At 50.1% G+C, this 12245-nt stretch carries 10 protein-coding genes; 7 read left to right on the top strand and 3 right to left on the bottom strand.

The window, feature by feature from the left end; all coding sequences use genetic code 11:
- The first annotated feature begins 82 nt into the window (after positions 1-82).
- Positions 83-3313: a DEAD/DEAH box helicase gene (locus tag EKK48_18715; GenBank protein RTL39894.1), complete on the top strand. Its 3231-nt coding sequence runs from the start codon at positions 83-85 to the stop codon at positions 3311-3313.
- 164 nt (positions 3314-3477) lie between these two features.
- The gene (locus tag EKK48_18720; GenBank protein RTL39895.1) at positions 3478-3699 is read left to right on the top strand and encodes a hypothetical protein; all 222 of its coding nucleotides are present in this window, start codon (positions 3478-3480) and stop codon (positions 3697-3699) included.
- 33 nt (positions 3700-3732) lie between these two features.
- Here the strand turns inward: EKK48_18720 and EKK48_18725 are convergent, their stop codons facing one another.
- Both EKK48_18725 and EKK48_18730 read right to left on the bottom strand, forming a co-directional pair.
- Positions 3733-4530 carry a tetratricopeptide repeat protein gene (locus EKK48_18725; GenBank protein RTL39896.1) on the bottom strand — a complete coding sequence of 266 codons (798 nt, stop codon included), beginning with the start codon at positions 4528-4530 and terminating at the stop codon, positions 3733-3735.
- A 51-nt stretch (positions 4531-4581) separates the two neighbouring features.
- Positions 4582-6570 (bottom strand): FAD-dependent oxidoreductase, encoded by a 1989-nt coding sequence (locus EKK48_18730; protein ID RTL39897.1) that lies wholly within the window; start codon positions 6568-6570, stop codon positions 4582-4584.
- 175 nt (positions 6571-6745) lie between these two features.
- On the opposite strand from EKK48_18730, the gene EKK48_18735 reads away from it, so the two are divergent.
- A complete protein-coding gene (locus EKK48_18735) occupies positions 6746-7327 on the top strand; it encodes a 3-deoxy-D-manno-octulosonate 8-phosphate phosphatase (GenBank protein ID RTL39898.1) in 582 nt (193 codons plus the stop codon).
- 30 nt (positions 7328-7357) lie between these two features.
- Here the strand turns inward: EKK48_18735 and EKK48_18740 are convergent, their stop codons facing one another.
- Positions 7358-9475, bottom strand: a complete 2118-nt coding sequence (locus EKK48_18740) for a hypothetical protein (GenBank protein ID RTL39899.1) — start codon at positions 9473-9475, stop codon at positions 7358-7360.
- Between the two features lie 197 nt (positions 9476-9672).
- Between EKK48_18740 and amrS the strand changes: the two genes are divergently transcribed.
- The 4 genes from amrS to EKK48_18760 all read left to right on the top strand — a co-directional run bounded on the left by amrS (position 9673) and on the right by EKK48_18760 (position 12099).
- Positions 9673-10776, top strand: coding sequence for an AmmeMemoRadiSam system radical SAM enzyme (gene amrS, locus EKK48_18745; GenBank protein ID RTL39900.1), 1104 nt, complete (start codon positions 9673-9675; stop codon positions 10774-10776).
- 99 nt (positions 10777-10875) lie between these two features.
- Entirely contained in the window at positions 10876-11067 is a 192-nt protein-coding gene (locus EKK48_18750; GenBank protein ID RTL39901.1) for a hypothetical protein, read from the top strand.
- Positions 11068-11081: 14 nt separating this feature from the next.
- Positions 11082-11717 carry a tetratricopeptide repeat protein gene (locus EKK48_18755; protein ID RTL39902.1) on the top strand — a complete coding sequence of 212 codons (636 nt, stop codon included), beginning with the start codon at positions 11082-11084 and terminating at the stop codon, positions 11715-11717.
- A gap of 193 nt (positions 11718-11910) precedes the next feature.
- On the top strand, positions 11911-12099 hold the full coding sequence (locus EKK48_18760) for a hypothetical protein (GenBank protein RTL39903.1): 189 nt from the start codon (positions 11911-11913) through the stop codon (positions 12097-12099).
- Positions 12100-12245: the final 146 nt, after the last annotated feature.

Raw genomic sequence — 12245 nt, forward strand, 5'->3', positions numbered from 1 at the left:
AAGGGAAATTGGACCCGTGCCGCCGCTTGTCTGGAAGGTGCGGCTAATTGTTGTTTTGGACGTGGGTAAGATTTAGGAGCCTATGAAACCTGCAACCGGCAAACGCAAAATGCTCTCGCTACAGGCTGTGCAAGAAGCCAGCAGCGAACCAGTTTATAGACGGGGCGTGCAATATTATCGCCGCAAGAAAGTTCTCAAATACGAGGAGCTCGAGGGTGGAACCAAGATCGAGGCTCTTGTAATCGGTTCGGAGCCGCAGCCCTACAAGGTTGTCGCCACTATCGACGACTCGGGAACGTTCAAAGCCGAGTGCTCATGCCCATACTTCGAGGAAGTATGCAAACACTCCGTAGCAGTTTTGCTCACCAGCATTGCCAAAGCCAATCCTGGTATTCGCTTCGACCTCAATGACGACCGCCCTGCTCGTGAACCTGGAGAGCGTGGTCCTAAAGCAAAGGAGTTGCTTGATGACCCGCGTGTGCCGGGAGTTGTGCGAGAGGTCGATGATTTCACGCTTGGTCTTTTAGTTCTGGAGAAACCACTGGCCTTGATTGTCGGCACTCTTCCCGAAGAAGTGCAGGGCAAGGTCAATATTCTCAAAGTTCCGCCTGAGGTCTTAAACATTCTCGAGCCTGAATCGCGAATGCATAAGCTGGCCAAATATCTCACCAGTCTTCCGCAGAGCACAAAGGGGACGGCTGGCGGTCATCGCATACCGCGCGGGGAAGAGGGCGTCGTGATTGGACACCTCAGTCTCTGCGCCAATCTCGTTAATGCCGCTGACGGAAAGCCAATTACATTTTCGCCCACTCCGCTCAAACCTCGCATTGTTCTTTCCGAAACTGAAAGCGGCGAGTTGCTTTTGCGCATCGAGGCGCTCGATGATAGCGGCGAACCCGTGACACATCCGGTTTTCTTCTTTGGCACGTCTTGCTGGGTGCTTTCTCAAAATGTTTTGTACAACATCGACGTCAGCGCCTTGCATAAGCTGTTTCCGTTTTTCGATGCACATGGGCAGATGACGGTTAAGCTGGAGGTCGTTCCCAAGTTCCTCGCTGTCGACCTGCCGATTTTTCTAAAGCGGCTCAACGTCCGCCTTGATGAAGCATCTGCGCCGTTCCCGATCTCGGTTGTTGAGCCACCACGCGTGGTGATAAAAGTTTCGGAGCGCAAAGCACCGTCGACGCAACCGGGCGGAACCCATACAACTACTCTGGAAGTCTGTCTCGGATTTGGCTACGGTAACCTCGTCATGCCTTCTCGTGATGAGACCAGTGCCGTGGAAGCGGAGCAGTATACTCGCACCATATCCGATACCGGGCAGAGCGTCTGGGTGAAAAGGCTCTGGGAGCAAGAGAGTCAGGTGCGCCGATTCTTATCCAACTTGCAGCCGCAGCGCACCATCGCCGACAGGTTCTTCTTTGTGGAAGAACCGGCACTGGACGTGCTTTATCACTTGCAGTCCGAGCAATATGCCGATTGGGATATCACCGGGCTTGATACTCTCAAGCATTATCTGGTCAACAAAGATCCTCTGAGATTAGAAGCCAAGCTTTCTCTCAAGAAAGACTCCTTTAAGTTCGACTTCGACTTGCAGACCTTTGCGGGCGCTGAGCCTGTGCCGTTTGGATTGGTCATTGAATCGCTTTTCCGCAATCGCAATTTCCTTAAAGTTGAAAATAAGAACGTCAAGCTGCCTACCACAACACTGCTTAGCTTGATGAAGTCGATCGGTCAGAGCAAGGATGCCTCGCGTCCTTTGTACCAGGCGTTGCCCATAGCCCATGCACTGGAGACGCACGATATAACAATCGACGCCGATAAGGGCTTCCAGGAATTCATTCATCGCATTCACAACTTCAAAGAGTTGGAACCGATGAAACTCGATCCTAACTTCAAGGGCGAGCTCCGCGACTATCAAAAGGAAGGTACGAACTGGCTTTCATTCCTTCGCGAATATGGACTGGCTGGTATCCTCGCTGACGACATGGGTTTGGGAAAAACTATTCAGACCCTGGCCCTTCTGCTCACCCATCATAAGAAAGGAAAACGTCCGCCGTCACTGGTTGTTGCCCCCACTTCGGTTGTCTACAACTGGCTCAGTGAGGCTGAGAAGTTTGCCCCCACCCTTAATACAGCTTTGTTCTTAGGACGTGACAGAGGCGAGCTTTTAAAAACTCTTTCCAAAGAGAATGCTAAAAAGCCGGATGTTATCTTCACTACATACGGTATCATTCGCCGCGACTACGAAACGCTCAAGAATATCCAGTTCGAATTTTTGATTCTCGATGAAGCGCAAAACATCAAGAATCCGGAGTCGGTTGGTGCGATTGCAGCCAAGGCTTTGAAGTCGTTCCATCGTCTGGCTCTCTCTGGTACACCAGTAGAAAACAGACTGAAAGAATTGTGGTCTTTGTTCGACTTCTTGATGCCGGAATTTCTCAGCACTTACAAAGATTTCAACGAAGTATACGAGCGTCCAATCGAAGCCGGTGTCGAGGGAGCGGGGCAGAAGCTGCGTAAGATCGTGCATCCGTTTATTTTGCGCCGCTTGAAGAGCCAGGTCGAAACTGAATTGCCGGAACGCACCGATATCATCAACCTGTGCGAGCTGGAAGACGATCAGCGCTCACTTTACCTCGACGTTCTCGACGAGTGCCGTCAGAAAGTGTTCAGCGAAATTGCCAGCCGTGGTATCAAGCGCTCCTCTATATCTGTGCTTGCCGCTTTGCTCCGGTTGCGGCAGGTCTGCTGCGATCCGCGCTTGTTGAAAGATCACGAAGGTGCAGTGCCGGGTTCTGCGAAGTTGAACTCTCTCGTGCATATGATCTCCGAAGTTGTAGACGAAGGGCACAAGATACTTATCTTCAGTCAGTTTGTCGGCATGCTTACGCTGATTCGCGCCGAGCTGGAGAAAGTCGGTTACGATTACGAGTATCTTGATGGTCAAACGCCTGCCCAGGAACGTCTTGAGCGCGTCAATCGCTTCAACGCCGATGCGAAGATTCCAATCTTCTTGATCAGCTTGAAGGCTGGCGGTACCGGTTTGAACTTGACTGGCGCGGATTATGTCATTCACTACGATCCGTGGTGGAACCCAGCCGTGGAAAACCAGGCAACAGACCGAGCTCATCGTATCGGGCAGACTCGACATGTCTTCAACTACAAATTGATCACGCGCGGAACTGTAGAAGAGAAAATACTTGCATTGCAGCGTAAGAAAAAGGAGTTGGCTGACCTGATCATAGGCGGCGACGACAGTGTGGCTAAGGAACTGACCCAGGAGGATCTGGAGTTCCTCTTCTCGTTCTAGCAGTTTCTCGATATTTAACGGCGATCAATCGCTGCACCAGGGCGCAAAATTCCTCACTGATTGGCTAACATCGCGCGTGATGCCTACTCAATCAGCAATTCGAGTATCTGAAGATGGTTGCTAATCAAAGTATTCAAGTCTTTAAAACTTAAGTGGAGATGATCGTGCGTTATCGCATCTGGTCAATCTGTGTGGTTATCATTCTGTGTTCGCTGATCTGGTTTTCTCAGCCTGAAGGTAGTAAGCGAATCCAGATCGTGTCAGCTATTGGGATTATTTTTGCAGTAGGTTGGGTTGGAACGTTTGCGGCAGTGCCGATGTTGAACAGCGCCATTGAGAAGATGGAATTGGAAGATAAGCGACGCGATAAAAGTGGTAAGCGTTAGAGACGCTCTACCAGAATTCTTTTCTGTACTGAATCAATTGTCTGTTTGGGCAATCTCTACTTTAGTAAATAGATCGTAGACTCTGGCTCCGCTGGACTTACGTTTGGTTTCGGGAGCGAGAATCTCCAATTTTTCTTTCATGTCGATCTGCTCCATTGCCAGTCCTCGATTGTGCACAGCTTCTTCGCACTGCGGTTGCAATTCCAGCGTTTGATTGTAATCAGCAATTGCCTTCTCATACTGACCCGTTTTGTGATACGCCAGAGCGCGACTGAAAACCACTGTGGCGTCTTGAGGGTTGAGTTTCAGAGCCTGCGAAAAGTCTTCGATTGTTTTATCGTATTGTCCTAGTTCATCGGATGCAACGGCGCGGCAAATATAACTGTTCGGGTCTTTGGGATCGATTTCTATGGCTTTGCTTAAGTCTGTAATCGCTTGTGCAAAATCGCGCAAATCGCATCGCGCCGAAGCCCGCTCTGAATAGGCGATTGCCAACGTCGGGTTTAATGCGATTGCCCTTGTGCAGTCTTCAATAACATTCTCGGGCTGATTTAGTTCGGAGAAAATCAAGGCGCGATGAATGTAGCACCAGGGATCGGAGGCATCAAGCGTGACTGCTTCGTTGCAATCAGCAAGAGCTTCTTTGATGTTTCCGAGCATGTTGTGAGTGAAAGCTCGCTGGTATAAAACCCTGGCAATGTCTGGTGAGAGGCTGAGCGCATAGTTGAAGTGCTTGAGAGCTTCTTCAGGTTGCCGAAGTTTCAGGCATAATAAACCTGTTGAATAGGCGCTTGCTGCTTCAGCTGCTGATTTAGTCATTGCGGGAATCATCCTCTGCCTGCGATCTTAATTTTAGCGTAAATGGTTGCTGTAGACTATTCGTTACCTGGTGATGGTGCGGTACAGGCTTTCGGCAAATTGAGAACGCGTTACAACTGCAGTTTCGTTATCTTCGGACTCCTCAAACATATGTTTTGTTGTTTTGCATAACTGGCGAATGAATGCTTTTGTGGCCTGTTTATTCAGCTCGTATTCTTTCAGTTTCTCGGTGGGGTAAATTTTAGCAATTGCAGCGCACACCTCTTCCTCTGTCACAGGCTCGTCTGGTCGGAAGCTCAGTTCTTCTGTGCTGCCCTGAAAGACTCTGGTTGCGGCTAAATATTGTATGGCGGCGAAGTTCTGATGGTCAGTCGATACATCGTCAAACCAGTAAATGGGAGCGCCGCGTTCGACCAGTTCTTTCTGCAGATTGCGCAGCTTATTGATATCGTTCAGGTAGTCTTTGGCTTCATCACGCTCTTTGCACATGTGCGCCGCCAGTACACCCTGCGCTTCACCGATTGCCCATTCGATCGGATGCAGGCGATAGGCACCATTTGTGATGTGGGTCACCCCGAGATTCTTGCACGCCGGCAACAAATTCACTGCATCGTTTGGAATCAATGCCGATAGCGAAATTTGAAAGGGCGAAGTTTGCTGCGCGGCGCCAGGCACTTCCTGATGCCCGTGAATGTCGACCGGGTAAAGCCCGATGCCAACTGTGTCTTCAAAGGAGGTGGCGCGGGGCAGGTCGTTTGAACTGGCGACGATATCCTTTTCGACGATTTGCTTTATCGGTTTGATGCGGCGTGATTCTCTGATGTAGGGAAATTTCGATAAACCATCTTGAGTAGCCAGAACATCAGTACGTAGCATCAATTCGGGATATCCCTTACCGCCGTCGTCACGATCGACCTCAGTCTGCAGCCAGTAGAGAAATCCGAGACTGAGCAATTTTGCTCGCGCTAAGCGCTCTGCCTGTGTCTGGGCGGATTTGTCTATTATGTTTTCGCCGCGCAGATCGTTGCTGTCCCAATTGATCATGGAAAGATCGACGGGATAGTGAGGATCTTCGAAAAATGTTTTGTCGATCAAACGTCGATATGTCCAGAACGGCAGTAATTCCGTCTCCGAACCGTCTTCGTTTTTACGAAAGGCTGATTCGAACATTTTCCAGCCTTGTAGAGAGAACTTCCCTTTTTCATTGAACTGATCATAGAATTTCGGTTTTTCGATAACATGGTGCTCGCCGGGGCGGTATTCGATTACAAAAGGAAAGACGAAATCCTGTACGTTTTCAGGGTCGCCTTGCGCCGGCGCGTGAGCTTCATTTGTAGCGCCGGCGGAGTCGGAGCCGCTGGCGTAACTCAATCCGCATAAAGGCAGCATGTCACCGAGTTCGGTGGCATCAATAAATACTTTTGCTTCGAACCTCGTGATCTCTCCGCTGATAAGGTCGATCGTCTCGATGGCTTCGACTGTCTTGCGACCATCTTTGTTTATCTTGCATTCGGCAGAGACAGGCTTGTGTCTCAAATACGTGGAAAGTCTGCCTGCTGATTCAGCCGGTTCCAGCCGTTTCTTCAAGAGGTCCAGGCAAACTTCAGGCTCGAAAGCCAACCTGCTTACCCAGCAATTTCCTGGATCCAGATATTTCTTCGATGCACCAGTCGGCGAGAGTTTTCTGCTCGTTTTGTAAAATTCTCGAATATCGCGTCTGAGATCCTGATATCGCTTGCAAGCACCGCTTGTTTCGACCAGATAATTTTCATCCAGCGCAGAAACACCCTGGGCGGTCATTTGCCCGCCCAGCCAGTCTGTTTCCTCAGTCAGGCATATTTTTAAGCCCTTGTACTTTGACTCCAGCGCGGAGATTGCTGCCGCCGCTCCGCCTGTGCCACCACCTATGATGACTATGTCGCATTTGACCGTATAGTCAGGTCTGGATGTTGATACTTTTCGAATCGATTGAGCAGGTTTCTCCGTTGATATGCTCTGCACGTCCACAACTTCTGTGAGACGGGCTCGTGTCTGATCTTGGTGCGCTGCCATGGCGAATTCCCCGGAAAAAATTAAAAATGATACTGTCAAGCCTACCGAAAGTGAACGCCGAATCACTGAACTTCGACCTCCTGACAGCGGCGAAAATTTTATCGACTAGTCTAGCGATAATTCGAGTCAATTGCCCGGTACAATGCACATGTTCACTCTAAGGGTAACAATGTCGATGAATAAACTTACTATTACTGATATCAAGAATCGAGCCGCTAACATCAAATTGCTTTTGATGGATGTTGATGGCGTCTTCACCGACGGCACCCTTTACTATTTCCCCGGCCCTGACGGTAAGGTGGTTGAGTTCAAGGGGTTCAATTCGCATGACGGTCTTGGTTTTCACATGCTCCACGATGCCGGTCTTAAGTCTGGGCTGATCAGCGGCAGAGAGTCTCCTGCGGTTGTGGAAAGGGCAAAAATTCTGAATATCGCCTATGTCTATCAAGGACATTTGGAAAAGGAAGCCTCGTACAACGAAATTCTCAAAGATGCCAAACTGAAAGAAGAACAGGTGGCTTTCATTGGTGATGATTTTACTGATGCACCGCTTATGGTGCGCAGTGGGCTGTCGATTGCAGTCGCTAATGCGCGGCAAGAACTCCGTGCCATGGCGCATTACACGACTGAGGCACCAGGCGGGGATGGCGCTGTGAGAGAGGTGATTGAGTTGCTGCTCAAGTCTCAGAATCTCTGGCAAGGCGTGCTGGAAAAATATAAGCTTAGCGAAACCAAGAAAAAGACCATCGGTTTGTAGAAAACAGCTCTATCGGTTTTTGCTTCTTTATCAGGCAGCACGCTGTGATCGCAAAAAGGCGTACTTATTGACGTCAATACCGGCTGTATTGGCAGACAGATTGGTTTTAATCGTTTTGCTGGACAGGCTTCTGTTGGCGGTTTCAAGAGCTGCATCGAGGCTTGCTCCAGTCTTCATCAGCGATTGGGCGACTTCCAAATTGCCGTTTGCCATGCAGTTTCCGACTAATGACTGTACATCGCAGATGCTGGACTGCAGCAGTGCTATGTCGTCAAAGGTGATGGTGCCACTGGCTGCTTTTCCGGCCACTGCGCTGGCGATGGTCAGGGCGGCAGCGAGCGCGGACGATGCCTGCTGCTCGATTGATTCGTGATTGGTCGCTGAACGCGCTACGGTTCCGTCTGCCAGTGTGACGGTGCCATCATGATTGAATTTGGTTCCGTCTGCGAATTGAATATCATTGTTGGCTGAGACCTTGATGCCGTTGCTGGTGGCAATACTTCCATCTCTGCCGATGAAGTCGTGTGTGACTCTATCAGTGGTGCCTTCTTTGGTTGTGATTACGTCGTCGGTGGTAACTGATTTGTCGTCGATTGTTACGATCGGCTTAGGCTGTTCGCCTGGTTTTGCGTCAGGCTCAGCAAGAGTGCTTTTGTGTGATTGCCATTCGTAAGTTGATTGGTAGCCTCCGAGCAAACGCGATGTCGATGAATCGTTGCCGGTAGTGACCATGGTCACTTCGACTTTTCTTGGTGCGATTTGCAATACTGTGTTGGAGCCGTCTGGCGCAGGAACTGGCTCGTCGACTATTTCGTCGGTTCCGCCTACGACTTTGCCGTTGCGCACGGTTAAAAAGGCGCCGTCTCCAAGGTGCAACTTGTTGTCTTGATCGATGCCGCTCAGCATTGTCACCGCTCGTTTCACTGGAGCAGTCAGTGTTTCGCTGTTGACTTCAATCTCTTGCGAGACTCCATTTTCGATCAGGTAGATCTTGTGGTCTTGCGCTTTGCGCACAACAGTTGTTTGACCGATTTGAACGAACGCATCGCTGGATGCCATCATGCCAACGGTTTCGCCCGATGCCAGTGTTCTGGACACGCCGTCGCTGTAGACGTCCCACTCTTTTCCAGATGGGACTGTTCTGTTTCTGCCGCAGCGGACATGATCCATAATGCGACCCGACAGGTGCCGTCTCATCTGGTCACCATTTGCCAGGGTCTGGTCTTCTTCTTGAACTTCGCTGGCGATGACGGATACTGGTCTTGTGCCTATTAATGTGCCGTCTTTGTTGTAGATTTTGTATTCGCCGTTCTCTTCAACAACTCGCACGCCTTGCTTCGTATTCCATTCCTGGGTCTGGGTGTTGCTGTTCTGTTGATAAGCTATCCGGTCGCCAACTTGCTCTTTGACGGTTCCGGTTTCTGTATCCTTCACTATTTTGCGATCGCCACGCTGAATCTCTGTATGACCGCCTGTTTGCGTGGTTACGGTACCATCCGATTCGGTGTGAGTGGCGGTATCGCCTTCAATCTTTGTTTGACCTGCCTTAACGGGCTCTCTGGTTGTGTCGGCAGAGTTTGCCAGTTTTGTGTCGAATGAGGTGCGCTGAAATTCAACTCCGTTTGCATCAATCTGTGCCGCTGGGATGGTTGCTTCGGCTGGTTTGGATGTGGGCTGATTGTTTTCGGTCTTTGTGGCTCCGCCCTTGAGCAGGATCTCTTTCCATTCGTCTTTTGAAACTACGTTGAAGATTTCGTCTTTTTTGTGTGGTTGAACTGCGCTTTCTACTGCGGTAGCTGCGCCGACAAGTGCGCCCAGCCCGGGAATCATCGAGGCCAGGCTTGTCGTGGTTGCGACTTTGAAAATGTCTCCTGATATGCTGCTTTTGAATACGTTTTCTCCGACTGCAACCAGTGACTTGGCTTCTGCGATGCCTGGCAGAAGCGATGCCACGGGAGTGTGCAGGAAGACTTCGGGAAGGTGGGCAGTCGTGTCGAGTACTTTCTTTCCGGCGCTGGCCAGTGTGCCCAAGCCATTTTCTGCAACTTTTTCGACAGAACTAGCCAGGTTCAAACCCTCGTTGGCGGCAGAGCCAGCCAGGTTTAACCCTTCTGAGGCTACGTTTTTGATGCTGTCGAGGATGCTCATCGGGTCATGAACCTTGGTCGGGCGGCATAATTAGCTGAGTGCCGACCGTATATATGCGAATTGGCGGACATTTGGACAAAAGTTCGCGGCGTTACGGCGAACGTTTCTTTTGCGCCGCACTGTGAGGCTTTGGGCACATTAAATAAATCACGGTTGGATATACTGATTGCAGAACCTTCAGGTATAGGACCGAACTGATGAGCCCTTCCGACAACTCAGAGGCCGAACCGACCGGAGTACCCGGCCGATACTGGCATTACGTAGAAGAGGGCAGCAAAATTTTTTGCGACCTGTGCCCCCGCGCTTGCGTGTTAAAAGCCGGAGATCGCGGCTTTTGCTTCGTGCGCAAGAACGTGGATGGGCAAATGATGCTAACCACTTACGGTCGCAGCACTGGCTTCTGTGTCGATCCCATTGAAAAGAAACCGCTTAATCATTTCTTGCCGGGCTCGAGTGTACTTTCATTTGGAACCGCTGGATGTAATCTGGGCTGCCAGTTTTGCCAGAACTGGTCCATCAGCAAGTCGCGGGAAATCGAACAACTTAGTGAGGTGGCTACACCAGAGGATATCGCTACCGCCGCTCAGAGACTGGGTTGCAATAGCGTCGCATTCACTTACAACGATCCCGTTATCTGGGCTGAATACGCCATTGATACAGCTAAAGCTTGCCACCAGGTCGGCATTAAAACAGTTGCCGTGACGGCTGGATATATCACCAGGGAGGCCAGACCTGAGTTCTATTCCGTCATTGATGCCGCTAACGTTGACCTGAAAGCATTTACGGAACGCTTTTACGAAAAGTTGACTCTGTCTGCGCTCGAGCCTGTGTTGGATACGCTCAAGTGGCTCAAACATGAGTCAGATGTCTGGTTCGAAATTACAAATCTGATGATTCCAGATGAAAATGACTCTTTCGATGAAATTGAGCGGATGTGCGACTGGATAGTCACGAACATTGGCGATTCCGTTCCCATTCACTTCACGGCGTTTCATCCTGATTATCGTGTCAAACATCGACCGCCCACTCCGCATCAGACTTTGATTCGTGCACGCGACCAGGCTATCAAGGCTGGAATCAAATACGCATACGTTGGCAATGTTAACGATGCTGAGCGGCAGAGCACCTATTGTCCGAACTGCTCAAAGTTGCTGATTGAACGTGATTGGTATGAGCTGGGTCGTTACGACATTAAGAATGGTTGCTGTAAGCATTGCAAGACTGCCATTGCCGGTGTTTTTGATAAGAACAAAGGCACCTGGGGGCGCAAGAGAATGCCCGTTATATTCGACCGTGCCTGAAGCTTTTCCCGAAGCCGACAAAGGTTTTGTAGCAACGAGCTCAATTGCATTTACAATTGAAAGATTAACCATCCTCAGCTCGCGTTGATACCAGACATAGTGCAACAGATAATAATTCTACGAATAATGATGTTTATCGTCGGTTCCGTGTTTCTCGGCGGTGGTCTACTTTTTGTTAAGCAATCGCTCGACGACGCAAAAAACGTGATTGAATCTGTTGTGTTCGCCCTGATGGGTGTGATGACAGGTCTGCTACTTTGCTTCTGGGCTATTGCAGGCATTCCGGACTAATTGAGGATTAAGACATGAATTTGATGCGCTCTACCTTGCGAGCTGGACTGCTGGTCAGCCTGGCGTTGTCGTTGGCTCCTATCGTTTGCAGCCCCGCGATGGCCAAAGATAAGGAAGGCAGGGCAGGCAGCTGGAAGAGTGGCGCACAAGGGGCCCCTGACCTGAACGCCTGTAAGAAACGTGTGCAGGAGCATCCAGATGACGCGGAAGCTCAGAATGACCTCGGCTGGGCCTGGCGTCAGAACGGTGATTTAAAGTCGGCCGAATCATGTCTTAGAGAGTCGATTAAGCTCAATCCGAATCTCGGCTATTCGCATTCCAACTTGAGTGTCGTTTTGCTCGATGGCGGACAGAAGGCGGAAGCGTTGACAGAGGCTCAAAAGGCCGTTGCGCTTGATGCAAAACAGGCTATTTATCAGGCTGTGCTGGGTAATGCTCTGTCGGCAAACGGCGACGCTAAAGGTGCAATCAATGCCTACAAAGCTGCACTGGCAATCAGACCCGATTATGAAAATGCGATGTACAACCTTGGTCGCGTGCTCGATCAAGACGGGCAGCAAAACGAAGCGAAGGCCGTTTTGAGTCAGGCTCTGGCGCTTGATCCAGGCGACGATAGAGTCGTGAAACTGCTTGATCAATTGATGAAGTGAGAATCGGTCGCAACAACTCGCGACGCCCATGATTTAATCTGCTCAATTTCCAAAAGTCTTTAGATTCGCACAGGAACTAGGTTTTCCAGTGTTTCTCTCCGGCATTGACGAAGAAAAAATTATGGCTTTATCAGGTTGCGAACTCCGTTGTTAGTATGTAACTCAGGTAAGCCGAACGAACATTGGAGCCGTCATGAGTTGCGCAAAACTAGCAATAGATGTGACTGAACTGGAAAAGTCTTTCGCCCTCAGCCCTGCACCAGGTGCTGTTGCTGCTGAAACCGTGGCACCGCCAAAGAAACGAAGATTTCGCGAGTGCGCCGATTTGCGTAACTTCTGGGATGAAGATTGCGAGCGCGATTGTAAGAGCGTCTCTGCATAACGTGCGCAATTTGTAGAGTTGTGCCTGAACTTTTAAACGAAAGAGGAGCAATGTGAGTGCTCCTCTTTCATTTGTGCGCTGGGCATGTTCAACAACTCGGAGGTGAAAGTCTTCTACACAGTTTGATGGCAACGAAGTGTTAGTGA

This window comes from Candidatus Melainabacteria bacterium, from assembly GCA_003963305.1.
Lineage (GTDB): Bacteria > Cyanobacteriota > Vampirovibrionia > Obscuribacterales > Obscuribacteraceae > PALSA-1081.